We start from the raw sequence: 19,171 nt of genomic DNA, 5'->3' as shown, positions 1-19,171 counted from the left end.
CGATGGCCCGCGCAACCCAACGATTTTCAGATCTTGCGGATGACCGTGACGACCTTGCCGAGGATCTGCGCGTCATTACCCGGGATCGGCTCGAAGAGCGGATTGTGCGGCATCAGCCAGACATCCTTGCCGGTGCGCTTGAACGTCTTCACGGTCGCCTCACCCTCGATCATCGCGGCCACGATATCGCCGTTGTCGGCGACATTCTGCTGGCGCACGACCACCCAGTCGCCATCGCAGATCGCGGCGTCCACCATCGATTCACCGACGACCTTGAGCAGGAACAGCGATCCGTCGCCGACCAGTTCGCGCGGCAGCGGAAAGACATCCTCCACCGCCTGCTCGGCCAGGATCGGGCCACCGGCGGCGATCCGGCCCAGGACGGGCACGAAGGTCGGGACGGGCCGACCGGTTTCGACGTCCTCGGCGGTCGGCAGGCTGGTCACCGCGCGGACCGCCTCGTCGAGGCCGCGAACATCCACGGCCCGTGGCCGATTCGGATCGCGGCGTAAATAGCCCTTGCGCTCGAGGGAGCGCAACTGATGGGCGACCGAGGAGGTGGAGGTGAGTCCGACCGCGTCGCCGATCTCGCGGATACTCGGCGGATAGCCGCGCTCGCTCACCGAGGTGCGGATGACCTCGAGGACCTTGCGCTGACGCACGGTGAGATCCGCCCCGGTACCGGACGGGTCGGTGCCAACTCCGCTCTCGTCGCCCGTGTCGTCTGTGTGGCTCACCGCAACCGCCCTTTCGTGTGATGGATTTCGTCTACCGAATCTAGTCCGGTCACGCCGATGTATCAAACATCTGTTCGAGGCATGTCGGCGTTTTCTGCTGACTTTGTCGGTGGAGCGTGGTAGAAATCGAACACGAGTTCTTCGAACACTTGATCGAATGGCTACTCCCATCGTCTCGCGACATACCTGAGCACCCACCAACACCCCGTCACGGAGGTTTGTCCGATGAGCACTGCGATCAGCGCCCCGAGCACCGACCTGGAAACCGAGTCCGGCATCGACCTCGGTGTCGATTCCGTTCCGCGTGTCCGGCGCCCGCATCGTGGCGGCGTACGCGCCCTCGATGCCACACGGGCCGGGGTGGGCCGGCGGCCGCGCGGCAGCAGGCCCGGCGGTGTGGTGGCGCTCTACGATCGCGGTCCGGTTCGAACGCCCGCGCTGCGACAGGCGCGGGTGCCGCATCCGATGGAACGGGTGGAACAGGCGCAGGTCGGCTTCGCGGTGCTCGCGGTGGCCTCGCTATTGAGCGCGCTGGTGGTGACGGCGCTGATCGGGCTGGCGCATTGGCGTGCCGGGACTTTCGGTGGTGAGACCCCGGCGCCGGTGCCCGCCGTGGTCGAACAGCAATCGGTTCCGGACGGTGCCGGAATCGGTCTGCCGCGATAGCGCTCGTTGAAAGTCGGTGTGGCGGACGATGACCGGCCGGTCCGCCACGAAGGGTGGCCGAATTTGTCGATTGCAAACTAGAACATGTTGTTACTGTGCCTGAAAACGTGATCTCGGCAACTATGCCGACGAACGATTTCGGGACACCACGCAATGACGCATCGCCGCACCGCCGAACACGCTGTCCATATTCTCGCCCGAATCGCCGGGCTGCTCAGCTGTCTTGTCTTCGGCCTCACCATGATTCCGGCCGCGCACGCGGCGCCCGCCTACCAGGCATATCTGGATCTACCCGCGGTCAATGGCGACGGCGCGGGCGGTGGTGGCCTGAATCCGGCACTGCCACTGGATGAGTCGACACTGCGCGCCGCGCTCGACCAGGCCAGGGCTGACGGGGTGCCGCCGAGCCGCTACGGCACACTGCTGCACCAGTATTGGCTGGTGGTCTCGACCCGCAATGCCGATATCGACCTCGCGGCCTGGGATCCGGCGCTCGGCGTGCGCGCCAACCAGCGCACCTTCAGCCAGGTCTACGTCAACTACTTCCGGCTGGCGAATCAGCATCAGGATTATTGGTGGGCGGGGCTGGCCGGGATCGCGGGCGGCTCCTTCGCCTCGGGCTTCTTCGACCTCCGCGATATCGGCGTGGTGCTCGATGTGCCTGGCATCCACCAGCTCGGCGATGTGGTCGCCGACCTGTTGCGCGGCACCCCACCGGAATTGGTGGCCGAGGTGCCCGCCGATATCCGGCTGCTGGCCACCGAGGGGTCACGGCTGGGCGCTGACGACGTCACCTGGTACCAGACCCGGCTGATGATCATGCAGAAGCACATCTTTACCGACCTGGTCCCGATGCACGAGGCCTACGCGGCGCTGGGAATGGCCGGAATCGACGAAATGTATGCCGCAGGGGTGATCGATGCCGATATTCGCACGGCATGGCGGTCGATCGATTCCCACACGCAGAGCGGCAATATCGATGCGCTGATCCGCATGACCGACCGCGAGCAGAACCGCGTCATCGTCGACCAGTGGGACGTGACCTCGACGGGCCGCGGCACGATGGGTCGGGTGCTGACCTATGTGAGCACCGTGGCAGGTAAGCCCGCCGTTCCCGGTGTCCGCGCCCCCGGCGTCTTCGCGCCCGCGACCGTCGGCGGCGATATCGCCGGTCGCACGGTATCGCTGCGCACCCCGCTGCCGGACTTCAACTGGGCCGACCGCGATACCCGCTGGACCTACATCATGGGCGACCTGGCGCCGCGCCATATCGATATGGAGAGCAACCGGCCCTTCGCCGAGGTCGTGCTCGGTGAATCCTTCTGGAACAAGCTCGCGCACGGCCGGATGATCGCGCGCATCCCGGAACTGATCGCCGATCTCACCACCCAGTGGCAGCTCGGATAACCGCCCGCGCGCGGGATAGGTGGGACGGGTGAGACGCCTGGTGACCCGTCCCGGGTATCCTGGAACCGATATGGACGTATAGGTCTAGACCCCTGTACACGTGCTCGCCGGATCGGAACGCCGAACCGGAGCCGATTCGGACGCGGGCGCGCGCATCGACGAAGGATCTCTCGGATGCATTGCCCCTACTGCCGACACCCCGACTCGCGGGTCGTCGACTCGCGTGAGGCCGAGGAAGGCGCGGCCATCCGCCGTCGGCGCTCCTGCCCGCAGTGTGGGAGACGATTCACCACGGTCGAGACCGCGATCCTATCGGTGGTCAAGCGCAGCGGTGTCACCGAGCCGTTCAGCCGGGAAAAGGTCATCCGCGGTGTGCGCCGCGCCTGCCAGGGCCGCGAGGTCGCCGAGGACGCCCTGAACCTGCTGGCCCAGCAGGTGGAGGACGCGGTGCGTGCCAAGGGTTCCCCCGAGGTCCCCAGCCACGAGGTCGGCCTGGCCATCCTCGGCCCGCTGCGCGATCTGGACGAGGTGGCCTACCTGCGCTTCGCCTCGGTCTACCGCTCCTTCACCTCGGCCGACGACTTCGAACGCGAAATCGCCGACCTGCGCAAACATCGCGAGGAAGCGACCGTCGCGGCCAGCGCGGACTGACCACCCCGCTTATAGGCAGATGCCCGGCGGGCAGGAGCAGCCGAAGCTGCCCATCGCCTGCCCGGGGCAGATGGTGACCGATCCGGTGTCGAGCAGACGGACCAGCTGTCGCAGCAGGTCGCTGTCGGCGCGGACCGGCGCTGGCTGCGATGTCGCCGGCTCCGCGGAAGCGGCCGCCACCGGGGCGAGCGTGACGGCACATACGGCGAGGATCGCTGCGAGGGATTTCCGCATAGCGAACTCTTCTTTCGAGAATTCGCGCCGGACTGCCGAGGCGGCTTCCGGCGCGCGGCGGATGTGGTCAGCGGCCGCAATGCTCATGCGCGCCACCATGTCCGGCGACAGTAGCCGCGTATCGGCACCTCGTCGCGCCCCCAGAACTACCGGTACCGGGAGTTTCGCCGGGCGTCAGCGGCGGATGGCGGCGATCGCCCTTTCGATGCGCTTGGTGGAGACCGGGTAGGGTGTGCCCAATTTCTGGGCGAACAGGCTCACCCGGAATTCCTCTATCATCCACCAGATCTCGGTGACGTCGGGGGCGTCTTTGCGAGTGTCGGGCAGGGCGTTGACGAGGCGGTCGTAGGCGGTGAGGGCGCGGTCGATCTCGACCGTGCCCTGGCGGTCGCGGACGGCGGATCCGGGCAGTGATTCGAGGCGGATGCGCGCGGCCTGGAGGTAGCGGGGGAGTTCGCGCAGACGCGTGCCGCCCCATTCCGAAATGAATCCGGGGAAGACGAGGTCGTCGAGTTGGTGGCGGACATCGTCGGCGATATCGCGTTCGGAAGTCTCCGCGAGGATGGACGAAACCTGGTGTGCCCCGGCCAGAATCGGCACTGCGAGGCGCACGATGCGGGCAACGGCGGAGACGAATTCGGGGCGGACCCGCGCGACCAGGGCATCGAATTGGTCCGGACTGCGCACCGGGCCACCGGCGGCGGCGATCAGTTCGTCAGCGGCGGCGGCGCGGCAGTCCTCGATGAGTAGGTCGAGCGAACCGTACGGATTCTGGCTCAGCGCCAGCCGATCCTGCGGCCGCAGACTCGCGGTGACGGTACGGACCGAGGTCGGCATGGCGGCCAGCACCAGGGTGCGCGTGCCGGCTCGCATGGCGGCGGCCTGTTCGGCGGGCGAGCTGAGCACCCGGACCGCGACACCCTCACCCTCGGGCACCAGTGCCGGATAACCGGTGACCGTCTGTCCGGCGACCTCGCTGCGCACCGTCGGTGCGACCGTCCCGAGCGATTCCGAGGTCCACACCGTGGCGGGGGCGCGCTCGGCGCCCGCGGTCGCACGGGCGACCGAGGCGGAAACCTGTTCGGACAGTTTGGTTTTCAGCTGAGCAAGATTCTTGCCTCGGGCCATTGTCGTGCCGGAGGCATCGATCGCGGCGAAGGTCATGCGCAGATGGTCGGGGAGCGCGGCGGGGTCGAGATCGCTCGCCGCGATGGTGACCGAACCGAGGCGCGACAGTTCTCGCGCCAGGCCGGTGCGCAGGGGTTCGGCGCGCGGGGTGAGTGCGGCGAGTGCGGCCGCGGCGAAGTCCGGTGCGGGAACGACGGTGCGGCGCAATGCCTTCGGCAGTGTCTTGATCAGTGCGGTGGCCAGCTCTTCGCGCATGCCCGGGACCAGCCAGTCGAAGCCGACGGCGCGCACATGCGCCAGTTGTTCGACCGGTATCCGCACCGTGACGCCGTCATCGTCATTGCCGGGCTCGAATTGGTAGGTGAGCGGGAAGCTCAGCTCGCCCTGGCGCCAGGCATCCGGGAAGTCGGTCGGATCCAGGACCGCGGCCGCCTCATTGACCACGGTCTCGGTCGAGAAGTCCAGCAGCGCGGGATCTTTGCGCTTGGCGTTGCGCCACCAGCTGTCGAAATGGCGCACCGAGACGATATCGGCGGGCAGGCGCTTGTCGTAGAACTCGAAGAGCACCTCGTCATCGACGAGGATGTCGCGGCGGCGGGCGCGGTGCTCCAGATCGGCGACGTCGTCGAGGAGTTCGCGATTGCGGTGGAAGAACTCGTGCCTGGTCTGCCATTCACCCTGTACCAGCGCATGCCGGATGAACAGTTCGCGCGACAGCTCCGGATCGATACGGCCGTAATCGACGGCGCGGCTGACGACCAGCGGAACGCCGTACAGCGTGACCCGCTCATAGGCTCGCGCCGCACCGCGCTTGGACGACCAATGCGGTTCGGAGTAGGTGCGTTTCACCAGATCACCGGCGAGGCGCTCGGCCCATTCGGGTTCCACCCGCGCCGCCATCCGGCCCCAGAGCCGCGAGGTTTCGACGAGTTCGGCGGCCATCACCCAGCGGGGCGGCTTCTTCGCCAGGGAGGAGCCCGGGAAGATCATGAACTTGGCATTGCGCGCGCCGAGGAATTCGCGCGATTCGGCCTCTCGGACGCCGATATGGGAGAGCATGCCTGCCAGCAGTGCCTGGTGGATCGCGGTCGAATCCCATGGGGTGCCATCGTTTTCGAGCGACGCTGCCTGCGGTGCGGGCTCGGCGACACGTCCGCCTCGGGTCGCCTGCGCTGCCGACGCCGCGCCAGCGCGTGCGCGACCGCGACGACGGCTCGCGCCAGTGCCGGATGGGTTCGCAGCAGACGAGTCGGTCCCGCGCCGTCCGCCGCTGGAGTCTCCGCCGCTGGCCCGAGCCGGGGCGGAACTGTCCGACCCGCCGAATCGTCCACGGCGCAAACCGGTTTCGTCGCCATTCGAGCCATCGCCATGCGTCGACCACCCGAGCCCCCGCGTGATGGTCCGCAACTGTCCGTGTAGATCCTGCCACTCCCGGATCCGCAGGTAGTGCAGGAACTCCTCGCGGCACATGCGCCGGAACTGATTGGACGACAGCGACTTACGTTGCTCGTTCAGGTACTCCCACAACCGTAGGTAGGCCAGGAAATCCGAGCCCTCGACCACGAACCTCGCATGTTTGGTATCGGCGGCCTGCTGCTGGTCCGCGGGCCGCTCGCGCACATCCTGAATGGACAGCGCGGCCACAATAATCAGCACATCGGCCAGACAGCCATTGCGCTGCGCCTCGACGAGCATCCGTGCCATGCGGGGATCGACCGGCAGTTGCGCCATCTCGCGACCGGTCGGAGTGAGTGTCAGCGTCGCATCGGACCGTGTGTCGGTGGATTCGTCAGCTCGGATCTGTTTGCCCGCAACGCTATCGGCGCCGCGCTGTCCCGGAGTCGTGCTGGTGTTGGTCTTCTCGACAACGTCCGGTTCGGCGGCGCGCCGCGCGGGTGTCGCGGTGGCGCGTGGCGCGAGTGCGCCCAACTCCTCCAGCAGCGCGATACCGTCTCGGATCGCCCTGCGGTCCGGCGCCTCCACGAACGGGAACTTCTCGATATCGCCGAGGCCGAGTGCGGTCATCTGCAGGATGACGGCGGCCAGATTGGTCCGCAGGATCTCCGGTTCGGTAAAGGCGGGCCGGGATTCGAAATCGTCCTCGGAGTACAGCCGGATGCAGATGCCGTCGGCGACCCGGCCGCAGCGTCCGGCGCGCTGTCGGGCCGAGGCCTGGGAAACCTCTTCGATGGGTAGGCGCTGCACCTTGGTGCGCATCGAGTAGCGGGAGATGCGCGCGGTACCCGGGTCGACGACGTACCGGATACCGGGGACGGTCAGCGAGGTCTCGGCGACATTGGTGGCCAAGACGACTCGTCGACCGTTATGCGGGGCGAATACCCGATGCTGCTCGGCGGTCGACAGGCGCGCGTATAGCGGCAGGATCTCGGTGCGCGGAATCTTCAAGTCGCGCAACGCATCCGCGGCATCGCGGATCTCCCGTTCGCCGGATAGGAACACCAGCACATCGCCGTCGCCCTCGGCGAACAGTTCGCGCACCGCGTCGCCGATGGCATCGACCGGGTCGCGATCCACGATCCGGGTGTCCTCGTCGTCTTCATCGGCGCTGCCGGGTAGTTCCAGCGCTAGCGGCCGGTAGCGGATCTGTACCGGATACGATCGGCCGGAAACCTCGACAATCGGTGCGGGAGTGCCCGATTCGTCCGCGCTCGGGTTGTCTGTTTGCTTCGCGCTCGAGTCGTCTGTTTGCTTCGCAAAGTGCCGCGCGAACAACTCCGGATCGATGGTCGCCGAGGTGATGATCACCTTGAGATCCGGTCGGCGCGGCAGCAATTGCTTCAGATAGCCGAGCAGGAAGTCGATATTGAGGCTGCGCTCGTGCGCCTCATCGATAATGATCGTGTCGTAGCGGCGCAGCAGCCGGTCGCGCTGGACTTCGGCGAGCAGGATGCCGTCGGTCATCAGCTTGATGAGCGTGCGATCGGAGGCTTGATCGGTGAAGCGCACCGTATAGCCGACGACGTCGCCGAGTTCGGTGTCCAACTCTTCGGCGATGCGCTCGGCGACGGTGCGCGCGGCCAGCCGACGCGGCTGGGTATGTCCGATGGTGCCGCGAATGCCCCGGCCGAGTTCCAGGCAGATCTTCGGAATCTGGGTGGTCTTACCCGATCCGGTCTCGCCCGCCACGATCACGACCTGGTTCTCCATGATCGCCTTGGCGATATCTTCGCGGCGCGCGGAGACGGGTAGCTGCTCGGGATAGCGGATTTCGGGTACCGCGGCGCGGCGAGCCTCGACGCGCTGCTCGGCCGCCGCGATCTCGGCCGCGATACCGGTGAGATCGCCGCCGCGGGCCCGGTCCAGGCTTCGGCGCAACCGGTGTTCATCGCGGAGCGTTACGGCGGCCAGGCGGGTCCGGAGCTCGCGGAGATTCGCGTCGGTTGTCCTGGTCATTGCGTTCACCAGGGTAGCGAAACCGGCGCGTCGAATCCGAGGCGGGCGTGAGCATCCGGTGCGCACACCCGCGACCGGGGTGGTGACGACGTTTGTCGACCGGCTCGGCGCACCGATCGCAGCGGTTCTGATCTGGGAAGATCCGCCCGTTCAACGATCCTCGTCAGCAGGGCTGGCTCTCCCTCGTCATCGGCCTGGTCCTCCGCACCGGCGTCTTCGCGCCGTCGCCGCGCTCGGTGCAGGTCGACCGCCGATGCGACCGTGATCAGCCGGGCAGGTCCGCTCCCGATCGGGCATGACGGAATTCCGATCCGGTGAATGCGATCGCCGAGATCAGCAGCCCGATCACCGCGATCCACAGGGTCCACCGAATGCCGAGCCACGCGGCCAGCACGCCTCCTGTCGGTGCGCCGATCACGATCGCGGCCCGGTTCAATGAGCGCATGGTCGCATTCATCCGGCCGAGCAGACGGTCGGGAGTGACGGCTTGTCGGTAGCCCATTTCGAGCGGACTGCTGACGCCGATGGAGAGACCGAAGAGGAACTGGGCGGAGCACAGCAGTATCAGACCTGCAGCTCCGTTGTGCGCCAACGGGATCAGCGCATATCCCATGGGCGTCAGCCATCGGCAGCCGATGATCACCGGCCCCATACCGAATCGGCGACCGGCGCGGTCGGCGACCGATGACCCGGCCACAGCACCGACGCCGCCGAATGCAAAACTCAGTCCGAGGGCGGAAGCGTCGAAGCCGAGTTCGTCGATTACGAAGAGCACGTACACCGTTGACACCACCGCGCTGAAAAAGAACCAGCCGTGTGAAGCGATGGCGAGCGGGGCGAGCATCCGATGCCCGTACACCCACCTCAGCCCCTCGCGCAGTTCCTTGCGCAGATTCCGGTCCTGCGGCGTATCGGATTGCTCGGCCACGCGCAGCCGCGCCACGATCAGCCCGGAGAGCAGATACGACACCGCGTCCACCAGGATCGCCAGCGGTGCGCCGACGATCCGGACCAGCCAACCGCCGATGACCGGCCCGCAGGTCTGCGCCACCGCCGAGGACTGTTCCAGCCGGGCATTGGCGGGGGTGAGCAGTTCCGGTGGCACCAGAGTCGGCAGAAACGACTGATGTGCGGCGTCGTAGGCCAGGGACACCGTGCCGAACACCAGTACGACCGCGATCAAGACCGGCATGCTCAGCACGCCTGTCGCCGCCGACAGCGGGATGAGCGCGAGCAAACCCGCCCGCACCAGATCGGCGGCCACCAGCACCGGCCGCCGCCGATACCGATCGACGAGCACTCCGGCGATCAAACCGAAGAGCAGATACGGCAGCCAGCGCGCGGCCCCCAGCACGCCGAGCTCGATGGGCGATGCCCGCAGCGTTTCGACCGCGAGCACCTGTAGCGCCAGCGCCGTGATGTAGGTACCGACCATCGACACGCTGTCGGCGGACCAGAACCACAGGAAGCCGGAGGATGAAAGGAGCGGATACCGGGCTCGAACGGGTTCGCTGATCGTCATATTCCTCCCGGCGGTCGGGCCTCGGGCCCGAGTCGACCGGCCTTCGACCACGAGCAAATCCCCAAGGAGATGCTCCCGGTCGGCGAGAAGCCGGTCATCGAGCACACCGTCCGCGAGCTTTCCTCAGGCTACCGCGCGGTCGGCCAGATCCCTTGGAGGCGTGTGGCTTCCGCATCCGCTTGGGCGAATCCGGCTCGGAAGGACGGTATCCAGTGTGCACGGTCGTGCAGGTCGCCGCCGAAGGCATCGATCGATCGTTGGTCCGGGGTGATTACCGATGACTCTCCGGGCCGCGCGGATTGCAGTTCTGCGTCGAGGGCGGTGGTCGAAAACAGGTGTGCCAGTGGATGAAGGGTGACGAGAAGTTCGGCCCCGGCGGCCAGATCCGCATTTGTGGCGGAGTACATGCCACCGTCCATGAAGCGACGGTTGCCGATGGTCATGGGCGGGTAGACGCCGGGCATCGCGCGACTGGCGACCACAGCGTCCGGCAGTGCGGCGGCATCGCGTTGGTCGAAGACTCGGCGCTGGCCCGAACTGGCCTCGACGGCGACGACCAGCAATCGGTCCGGCCACTGTGCCGAGCCGATCAGGGTTCGCATGCGCTCGACATGGACGGCATCGTGTTCGGCGCTCATCTCGAGCGCAATCTCGCCGACCCGTCGCCGCCTGAGCTCCGGTGCCGTTTCGCTATCGCCGAGGACCGCGAACACGCGGCCAAGCGCGCGCGGGTCGGGCGCAGGTAGTTGCGGGTCGGACGGCGCAGATTGCCGGGGTTCGGCGAGTTCGCCCGGATCTCGGCCGGAAGCGAGGACCGCGCCGACGATCGCGCCCGCGGAGGTGCCGACGATCAGGTCGGCGGCGGCGAGATCGATGCCGTGCTGACGCAATCCGGCGGCCAGACCGGCCATCCAGGCGGTTCCGGCGACACCACCGGCGCCCAATACCAGCGCCCGACTCGGAAACTGTTCCACCGCACCGACATTACGGTCCGATCGAGTGATGGCTGACATTGCGGCGGCTGCGCTTCGCGTTCGCGGGTGCTGCTCGCCCATATCGCCCGCTGGGACGAACAGAGGTGGGTGGATGAGGTGGCGCACCGGTTCATGCCTATCGTGATGGTCGTGGATCGGGTGCTGGCGCCGGTCGTGCTGGGCGTTTCCGGGCGGCTGATCGCTTGCTGGCCGGTCCACCCGCCCGGCTGCGGTGCGTACACCCTGATCCGTGGGCCGATCGTCGACTGGTATAGGTACCCGTTCACGATCCGTGCCAACGGGGACAGGTGTCGACGGCGATCGGCCCGGTGGTCCCGGTCATCGGGTTCGCGCTGTTCGCACTCGCGGTGGTCGCGTTCGGCGCATCGGGCAGCGACCGGTGCAGTGCGGACGAAGTGATGTGGTCGTCGAGGTAGAGGTGGTTGATATGGGTGCGTTATGGCACGGGTTCGCCGATATGGGCGCCGTCGAACGCGACGGTGCGTTCGTCGTCGCGCGCGGTGCGGGTGCCTACGTCTACGACCAGGCGGGTACCAGGTATCTGGACGCGACGGCCGGGCTGTGGTTCACCAATGTCGGGCACGGTCGCACGGAGATCGCCGACGCGGTGGCCGAGCAACTGCGCACGGTCGCGCACTACTCGAACTTCGGTGATATCACCGAACCCGCCACCCAGGAATTGGCGGAGAAGCTGGCGAGCATCGCACCGGTGCCCGGCAGCAAGATCTTCTTCACCTCCGGTGGTTCGGATTCGGTGGACACCGCCGCGAAACTCGCCCGCCGCTACTGGCACGAGCTCGGTCGCCCGGATAAGACGATTGTGGTCGGACGTCAGCGCGCCTATCACGGAATGCATGTCGCGGGAACGGCTTTGGCGGGTATCCCGGTCAACCGGGAGGGTTATGGCGAGTTGATGCCCGATGCCCGCACCGTCGCATGGGACGATGCGAAGGCGCTGCTCGCGCTCATCGAAGAGATCGGCGCAGAGCGCATCGCCGCCTTCTTCTGTGAACCCATTATCGGCGCGGGTGGGGTGTATCTGCCGCCGGAGGGCTACCTCGCCGAGGTCCGCCGCATCTGCCGCGACCACGACATCCTCTTCGTGATCGACGAGGTCGTCACCGGCTTCGGCCGCATCGGCGGATCCTGGTTCGCTGCATCCCGTTTCGATCTCGAACCCGACCTGATGACCACCGCAAAGGGCCTGACCTCCGGCTATGTCCCGATGGGCGCGGTCTTCATCGCCCCCCATATCGCCGCTCCCTTCTTCAGCGGCGGCGTCTGGTGGCGGCACGGCTACACCTACGGCGGCCACGCCGGAGCCGCCGCCGCGGCCCTGGCCAATCTGGCCATCGTCGAACGCGAGGGGTTGCTGGACGAGGCGAAGCGCCTGGAATCCACTCTGCACGAAAAGCTCGCCCCGCTCGCGGATCACCCGCGCGTCGCCGAGGTACGCAGCGGTCTCGGCGCGGTCGCCGCGATCCAGCTCGCCGATCCCTCCGAGGGGCTGCCGCTGGTGAAAACCCTCCGGGAACACGGCATCTCGGGACGTGCGGCCGGCCAGGGCGCCATGCAGATCTCGCCGTCGTTCGTGATGACCGACGACCAGGTCGACGAACTCGCCGAGGGATTCACCCGCGCTCTGGGCTAGCTGGCCGGGGTTCAGCCGCGGGCGAGGGCGCGGTCGGCCAGCGCGGCAGCGATCGGCGCGAGCGACTTGGCGTAGGCGACCGTCAGGTGATTGTCGTCCCGGTAGATCAGGTTGTTGCGGGTGATGAGCGGGCAGCGGTCGGTGGTGCAGAACAGCGCGGTGAGGTCGGCGTACTGCCCGTCGCCCGCCGTCGTCGCGGCCCGTTCGGCTGCGATGCCCGCGTCGTTCACGGCGACCGGCCGTGGCGGGGAGCAGGCCAGCGCGTCGTCCAGATGGTCGGACAGGCAGGTCGGCACGGTGCTGTGCGGATCCGGAATCGGCCCGAGGACAAGGACATTCGCGCCGGTCGCGCGCAGCTGTGTGGTCAGGCCGGATAGGCTATCGATCCAGGCTTGGTCGTAGGTGGTGAATCCGAAGTCGCCGCCGTATCGCCGGGACATGCTCAGCACGATCAGCCGCGGATGCTCGGCCTGCAGCCGGGCCATGATCTGGTGGCGCCACTGCACACATTCGGTGTATTCCCGGCCCAGGTAGGGGCTGGTGATGGGCAGTTCCATCAGCGGGCAGGTGACCTTGCTCATCGTCTCCAGGCGCCAATGCCGCTGCTCGGCGATCTGCTCGAATGCCGGGCTCCACATCGCGGCGTGCGAATCGCCCACCAGTGCCACCGTGCTCGCCGATCCGAGATCGCCCGAAGCGCACTCGGGCTGTCCGACATCGAGCCAGGAACGCACACAACCATTTCCGAACACCGCCGCCTTGTCGGCAGCGGCGTCGGCGAGCGCAGGGGAGAGATTCGACGGAATCGAATGCGATTCGGCCGATGCCGCAACGGCGGCCTGCACCTGCGCGGTCAGCTGCTGAACCGCCGCGTCCTGCGGATCGACGGCTTCCGACGGCGGCGCGCCCGGCGCTGCCACAGTAAGGGCCTCGGCCGCCGCGCCACGGCCCACCGGTACGGGCACGAGCGCGAGCAGCACCACCCCAACGATGACGGCGACCGCGGTGACGACACCGCCGCCCGCGAGGCTGAGCGTGGCCGAATGCCGCAGCGGCGCCGCGAAACGGGCGGGATCCTCGACGAGCCACAGCGTGAGCATGGCGAGGCCACCGGCCGTGACGACCGCGCCCACCGAGCCGACCGCATCGAGTTGGTGACCGACCAGCCGTGGCGCAAGCAGCAGCACCGGCCAGTGCCAGAGATACCAGGAGTAGGAAAGACGACCGAGCGCCCGCAGCGGAGCCACCGACAGTGCGCGACCGACTCCGAGCCGGGGTGCGGCACAGCCCGCAGCGACGATCAGCGCGGCGCCCAGCACGGGCAGCAGCGCCGCGGTACCGGGATACGGTGTCCGCCCGTCCAAGTGCGTGCAACTCAGGACGATCAATGCCAGCCCGAGCCACCCGGCGACGGTGGCCAGCGGTGCCGGAAATCGGCGCCATACGGGGACCGAGAGCGCCACGATGCCGCCGAGAGCCAGCTCCCACCCCCGTGCGGGTAGCGCGAAGAACGCCCACGACGGCAGCGTGCTGGTCCAGGCCAGCGAAACCGCGAACGACACCGCGGCAACCACCGCGAGGACAAGCAGATACGGAACCGGCGAGGCGTGCGCCCCTGGCCTGCGGCGGCGCTGCACGAACCAGGCGATGCCGATGATCAGCGCAGGCCACAACAAATAGAACTGTTCCTCCACCCCGAGCGACCAGTAGTGCTGAAACGGCGAAGGCGGCGTATCCGCGGCGAGATAGTCGGTGCCGTGCAGGGCAAGCCGATAGTTTCCCGCGTACAACGCACTGGCAATCCCGTCGCCGAGCACCTCGCGAACCTGCAACGGAGGCAACAGCATCGCCGCAGCGACCGCAGTCGCCACCAACACGATGCCCGCGGCAGGCAGCAACCTGCGCGCCCGAGCGCCATAGAACCGCGCAAGCCCGATCGTGCCGGTAACCGCCACCTCACGCCACAACATCCCGGTGATAAGAAACCCAGAGATGACGAAGAAAACGTCGACACCGACAAACCCACCACTGACATCAGGCGCACCCGCATGAAATACGACGACGGCCAGCACCGCGACCGCACGCAGCCCCTCGACGTCAGCACGAAATTCCGCCCGCGCAGGCCGCCCGTCGTCTATCCGGTCGTTCGAGTCGGCCTGCCGAACTATCAATTCGCTGGAGGCGGTCCCTGTCATGGGACGCATTCTTACCAACTATTTTCGGCTATTGTCGCAACGACATTCGATATTTGTCGACAGCCCGTGCTGACTCCGCGTGAAATCTGAAAACCGACCCACTGGTCGGTATACCTTTTTCATATGCCACGATCACCACCATTGACGGCACAGGGATCTTCTACACTGAAGACCTGAAGATGATCACCGCGCCGGTGATGCACAGCGAGGACGATCGGATGGTTCCGTACCAGGCTTCCGGCAATGTCCACGCAGCTTCTCGAGAACGGCGCGCTGAAGACCTATCAGGGCTTCCCGCACGGCATGCAACCACCCGGACGGAGATCGTCAACGCGGACCTGCTCGCCTTCCTGAATGCCGGACACCGGGCCGACGCCCGCGGCGCCACGGCATGGCAGCAGAATCCGTGCCGCGACCGGCAGCGAAACCGACGGACCAAGGAAGTCTGATGGCCGAGACCACTCGCACAGAGATCGCGTCGTCGCAACGCTGGCCGCGGCTGCGGGTCGAGGACTGGACCGCTACCCGCGATACGGTGCACATGTGGACCCAGATCATCGGCAAGATTCGACTCGCTCATGCGCCGATGATCAACCACTGGTGGCAGGTCACCCTCTACGTCAGCCCGCGGGGGTTGACCACCTCCGCGATGCCCTACGAGGCCGGTGTGTTCGACATCGAGTTCGACTTCACCGAGCATCGGTTGCATATAAGAACCAGTAATGGCCACGCCCGGCAGATCGCGCTCGAACCCAAGCCGGTTGCCGATTTCTATGCCGAAACGATGGGTGCGCTCGACGAGCTCGGCGTTGCGGTAGAAATTCAGGCGAAGCCCAACGAGGTCGATCCCGCGATCCCGTTCGCCGATGACTACGAGCATGCTTCCTATGATCGCGACGCCGTGCAACTGTTCTGGCGTCAACTCATCGCGGCCCATCGAGTAATGAGCGAGTTTCGCTCATATTTCATCGGAAAGGTGAGCCCGGTGCACTTCTTCTGGGGCGCCATGGATCTGGCCTGCACCAGGTTCTCCGGCCGCACCGCGCCGAAGCATCCGGGCGGCGCACCCAACTGCGGTAATTGGGTGATGGTGGAGGGCTACTCCCACGAGTTGAGCAGCTGCGGCTTCTGGCCGGGTGGCGGCGAAGAAGGCGCCTTCTACGCCTACGCCTATCCCGAACCCGACGGCTTCGCCGACTATCCGGTCGGTCCTCGGCACGCCTTCTACAGCGCCGAATACCGCCAGTTTCTGCTGCCCTACGAGGCGGTGCGCACCGCAGCAGATCCGGAACGAAGCCTGCTGGAATTCCTGCAGACCACCTATCGAGCGGCCGCCGAACGCGGCAAGTGGGACCGATCAGCACTCGAATGCGATCCGCACCGGTGGGACCAGAAGGACAGAACACTGGACGAACGGAGGGAACCGTGACCAATCGGAACGACCTGCCTGCTCCCGAACAGGGATTGCTTCTGACGCATTTCCTGACCGTGCGCGACGTGGCTCGGTCTCGAGATTTCTACGCCGAAATCTTTGGCGGCCGGGTCGTGTTGGAGGAGAACCCGGCCATCGTCAAGGTCGCCAACAGCTGGATCATCATGAACCCGGGCGGCGGACCGACCCCGGATAAGCCCGAGACCATTCTGACTGCCCGTGAACCAGGTGATCCGGTCTCGTCATTCTTGAATGTGCGGGTCGCCGACATCGCCGCGTTCTACTCCGATGCCAAATCCAAAGGGGCACAATTCCTCACCGAACCACTCGACCGCAAAGCCGAGATCCGGTGCTATCTCCGCGACCCGGACGGCTACCTCATCGAGATCGGCCAGGCCACCGGCATGCTCCACGGCGAATACGCCGACCGGAAATCGGGGAGCGCTGAAAAGGGAGAAAGTTAGCGGCTCCGGCATTTTGATCTCCCCGAGACGGTAGGCGACGTGCACGCCGTCAAGTGTCGACCGACGCAAACTGACCGCCGTAGCCAAACGTCATTCGGCCGCAACGTCCGAGGACTACACGGGCACCCTGCGCGAATGGTCTTCACCAGCGCGGCATTTCGCTGCGCTGGAGGATCGCTGAATGGCGGGCGAGATGACCGCGCGATCGTTTCGGTGAGTTGTTGTTCGGCCGAACAGCGACGGTGCATTCTGGTCGGTGGTCGGTACACGCGCGCAGCCGATTCTCACGCCACAGAATGCATCGGAACCCCCGGCAGGTTTACTTTGGCGCGTACACGGCATGCATTACAGATCCGGCCTGCGGAAACATGCTGCCGCTTGTCAACGTCCTTAGTCGGCTGCACGTATGTCCGAACTCCTGTGCACTGATGTCGGCTGGCCGTCCGGAGGCTGGTGCAGTCCCAGTCGGTGCCGCGCGTAGGCGGGGATGGCGGCGGCCAGCCAGGCGGATAGGTCTGGGTCCACCTGCTCGGCTATTTGCCGCTGCTGGGGGTCGGTCAGATACATCCGTCCCAGGGCCGCATACGCCTCGGGTGTGGGCTGCCAGTACCTGCGGACGGACTCGTAATGCTCGGCGACTTCGTCCAGTGCGGCAGGCTCCTCCGGTGTGATCCCGTTCCGCATGACCTCGGCCAGTCGCCGGAACAGGGCGGTCCCCTGGGCTGCGGCGTGCTCGTAGTCTGCGGTGGTGCGGCCGTCCTGGGCCGTGTTTGCGGCATCGAACGCGGCCAGGCTGGCTTGCCCGAAGGACTTCCCCAGGGTGTCCCGCATAGTGGCTCGGCCCTCGCGCAGACCAGCAAAAAATCGCTGCGGATCCTGGATCCGGGCCGCGTCCAGATCGCTGATGGTCTCCTTGACAGTGGTGATGATCTGGTCGAGGCGGCGGCGTTCGTCTTCCAAGTGGGCCAGGTGTCCGCGCAGCGCGGCGGCCTCGTCGGCCTGCTCGCGCAGGATCTGTCCGATCTGTTCCAGTCCGAGCCCAAGGCGGCGCAGCACCAGGATGCGCTGCAACCGCAGCAGTTCCGCCCTGCCGTACCAGCGGTACCCGTTGGTGGTGACCGTGCTGGGGGCGAGCAAGCCGATCGCGTCGTAGTGGCGCAGCATCCGGGCGGACACGCCGGAGGCCTTCGCGACCTGGCTGATGGAAAACCGCACGCAACCACCCTATCGGCTTGACCTTCACACAATGTCAACTTTTACCGTGGCCGCTATGGCAACCACAATCACCGGGGTCCGCGTCTTCGACGGCCAACGCCTGACCGAGCACACCGCCGTGCGCATTGCGGGCGGCCTGATCGAGGCGGTCGGCGGCCTCGAGCTACTGCGGGCCGGTGACCAACATCTGGAGGGGCATGGCGGCACCCTGTTGCCCGGGCTGATCGACGCGCACATCCACCTGCTGCCCGGCGCGCCTCGCCAGGCCCTGTCCTTCGGGGTCACCACGGTGCTGGACATGTTCAGCAAACCCGACAGCGTGCGCCGAGCCGTGGCCCAGGGCGCCGGGCCGGACGCTGCCGAGGTGCGCTCTTCCAGCATTGGCGCGACCGCGCCCGGCGGGCATCCCACCATGATGTATGCGCCCTTCCCGTACGTGACCGGACCGCGGGATGCGGAGGCGTTCGTGGCAGACCGCCTCGCCGAGGGGGCCCATCACCTGAAAGTCCTCTACGACGACGGCGCGGGCGGCGGTCCAATGCCCATGCCATCGCTGGACATCCCAACCGTGGCCGCGCTCGTCGACGCCGCGCACCGAGCCGCTCTCATCGTGGTGGCACATGTGACCACCGCCCGGGCGGCGGTAGACCTGCTGCCCACCGGCGTGGATGTCCTGGCCCACGTACCCTTCGACCGACTTACCGACGCCCACGTCGGGGCCATCTCGGACGCGGGTGTCGCGGTCATAGCCACGCTGTCGGTGGCCGACGGGTTTCCCGGTGACGGCGAGGGGATGCCGCTGCTGGCCGAGCCCGAGTTGGTCCGGCGGCTGGGGCCCGCCTGGTCCGGAGTCATCCAGCGGCAGGCACAGCGGTGGCTCCCGCCGCAGCTGCCGGATTTCGCCGCGCCAGCCGACAACGTCGGCCTGCTGCACGACGCCGGGGTACCGGTGCTGGCCGGCACAGACGCCCCCAACCCGGGCACGGTGCACGGGGCCAGTGTGCATCGTGAACTTCAGCGACTGGTTGCTGCCGGCCTGGCACCCGACCAGGCCCTGGCGGCCGCGACGGCGCGCACCGCCGACGTGTTCGGCCTTGCCGACCGGGGCCGCATCCGCCCCGGACTACGTGCGGACCTGGTCTTGGTCGACGGGCGACCGGACCGGCGCATCACCGACACTCAGCGCGTGGCGGCCGTATGGAAACACGGCGTCCGCGCGGATATGGACACCTACATCGGGTCGGCCGACGAGCACGCGGGGTTGGCCGCGCTGCGCGCGCAGACCGACAAGGTCATCGCTGCGGTCCAGGACAGACTTCCGCAAATCACTCCTGGAGCTCGATCATGAGTTCTGACATGCTGATTGCCATCCACCGCGAGCGCGACGGGTCTTGGGCTACCTCCGGCGTCTGGGTGCGGAATGGCAGTCGGTCACCATGTTCGGCTTCGTTGCGAGTCGC

General features: G+C 66.9%; 14 protein-coding genes and 1 pseudogene. 8 read left to right on the top strand and 7 right to left on the bottom strand.

What is annotated here, in order from left to right; translation table 11 throughout:
* Positions 1–26 precede the first annotated feature (26 nt).
* A complete protein-coding gene (lexA, locus tag ACWEO2_RS35275) occupies positions 27–737 on the bottom strand; it encodes a transcriptional repressor LexA (RefSeq protein ID WP_355186942.1) in 711 nt (236 codons plus the stop codon).
* Positions 738–962: 225 nt separating this feature from the next.
* Here lexA and ACWEO2_RS35270 point away from each other — a divergent pair, with 225 nt between their 5' ends.
* The 3 genes from ACWEO2_RS35270 to nrdR all read left to right on the top strand — a co-directional run bounded on the left by ACWEO2_RS35270 (position 963) and on the right by nrdR (position 3,461).
* The gene (locus ACWEO2_RS35270) at positions 963–1,403 is read left to right on the top strand and encodes a hypothetical protein (RefSeq protein WP_452409324.1); all 441 of its coding nucleotides are present in this window, start codon (positions 963–965) and stop codon (positions 1,401–1,403) included.
* Positions 1,404–1,556: 153 nt separating this feature from the next.
* The gene (locus ACWEO2_RS35265) at positions 1,557–2,810 is read left to right on the top strand and encodes a hypothetical protein (protein ID WP_452409323.1); all 1,254 of its coding nucleotides are present in this window, start codon (positions 1,557–1,559) and stop codon (positions 2,808–2,810) included.
* 174 nt (positions 2,811–2,984) lie between these two features.
* On the top strand, positions 2,985–3,461 hold the full coding sequence (gene nrdR, locus ACWEO2_RS35260; RefSeq protein WP_063038396.1) for a transcriptional regulator NrdR: 477 nt from the start codon (positions 2,985–2,987) through the stop codon (positions 3,459–3,461).
* Positions 3,462–3,470: 9 nt separating this feature from the next.
* Here the strand turns inward: nrdR and ACWEO2_RS35255 are convergent, their stop codons facing one another.
* From ACWEO2_RS35255 to ACWEO2_RS35240, 4 genes are all read right to left on the bottom strand, one after another.
* Positions 3,471–3,782: a hypothetical protein gene (locus tag ACWEO2_RS35255; RefSeq protein WP_452409322.1), complete on the bottom strand. Its 312-nt coding sequence runs from the start codon at positions 3,780–3,782 to the stop codon at positions 3,471–3,473.
* Positions 3,783–3,869: 87 nt separating this feature from the next.
* Positions 3,870–8,237: an ATP-dependent RNA helicase HrpA gene (hrpA, locus tag ACWEO2_RS35250; RefSeq protein WP_452409321.1), complete on the bottom strand. Its 4,368-nt coding sequence runs from the start codon at positions 8,235–8,237 to the stop codon at positions 3,870–3,872.
* Between the two features lie 265 nt (positions 8,238–8,502).
* Entirely contained in the window at positions 8,503–9,759 is a 1,257-nt protein-coding gene (locus ACWEO2_RS35245; protein WP_452409320.1) for an MFS transporter, read from the bottom strand.
* 128 nt (positions 9,760–9,887) lie between these two features.
* Positions 9,888–10,733 (bottom strand): patatin-like phospholipase family protein, encoded by an 846-nt coding sequence (locus ACWEO2_RS35240; protein ID WP_452409319.1) that lies wholly within the window; start codon positions 10,731–10,733, stop codon positions 9,888–9,890.
* A gap of 448 nt (positions 10,734–11,181) precedes the next feature.
* Here ACWEO2_RS35240 and ACWEO2_RS35235 point away from each other — a divergent pair, with 448 nt between their 5' ends.
* Positions 11,182–12,405: an aminotransferase family protein gene (locus ACWEO2_RS35235; protein ID WP_452409318.1), complete on the top strand. Its 1,224-nt coding sequence runs from the start codon at positions 11,182–11,184 to the stop codon at positions 12,403–12,405.
* Positions 12,406–12,416: 11 nt separating this feature from the next.
* Here the strand turns inward: ACWEO2_RS35235 and ACWEO2_RS35230 are convergent, their stop codons facing one another.
* Entirely contained in the window at positions 12,417–14,600 is a 2,184-nt protein-coding gene (locus ACWEO2_RS35230) for an acyltransferase family protein (RefSeq protein WP_452409317.1), read from the bottom strand.
* Positions 14,601–14,761: 161 nt separating this feature from the next.
* Between ACWEO2_RS35230 and ACWEO2_RS35225 the strand changes: the two are divergent.
* The 3 genes and pseudogenes from ACWEO2_RS35225 to ACWEO2_RS35215 form a co-directional block, all read left to right on the top strand.
* Positions 14,762–14,953, top strand: a pseudogene (locus tag ACWEO2_RS35225) (alpha/beta fold hydrolase); the annotation flags it as partial.
* A gap of 95 nt (positions 14,954–15,048) precedes the next feature.
* The gene (locus tag ACWEO2_RS35220; protein WP_452409316.1) at positions 15,049–16,029 is read left to right on the top strand and encodes a DUF5996 family protein; all 981 of its coding nucleotides are present in this window, start codon (positions 15,049–15,051) and stop codon (positions 16,027–16,029) included.
* Entirely contained in the window at positions 16,026–16,496 is a 471-nt protein-coding gene (locus ACWEO2_RS35215) for a VOC family protein (RefSeq protein WP_452409315.1), read from the top strand. The genes ACWEO2_RS35220 and ACWEO2_RS35215 overlap by 4 nt, the downstream gene beginning before the upstream one ends.
* Positions 16,497–16,886: 390 nt before the next feature.
* On the opposite strand, the gene ACWEO2_RS35210 is transcribed toward ACWEO2_RS35215, so the two are convergent.
* Positions 16,887–17,711: a MerR family transcriptional regulator gene (locus tag ACWEO2_RS35210; RefSeq protein ID WP_452409314.1), complete on the bottom strand. Its 825-nt coding sequence runs from the start codon at positions 17,709–17,711 to the stop codon at positions 16,887–16,889.
* A gap of 55 nt (positions 17,712–17,766) precedes the next feature.
* Between ACWEO2_RS35210 and ACWEO2_RS35205 the strand changes: the two genes are divergently transcribed.
* Positions 17,767–19,059 carry an amidohydrolase family protein gene (locus tag ACWEO2_RS35205; RefSeq protein ID WP_452409313.1) on the top strand — a complete coding sequence of 431 codons (1,293 nt, stop codon included), beginning with the start codon at positions 17,767–17,769 and terminating at the stop codon, positions 19,057–19,059.
* Positions 19,060–19,171 lie beyond the last annotated feature (112 nt).

Source organism: Nocardia sp. NPDC004278 (assembly GCF_053602975.1).
This window is presented reverse-complemented; position numbering and strand designations above follow the sequence as displayed.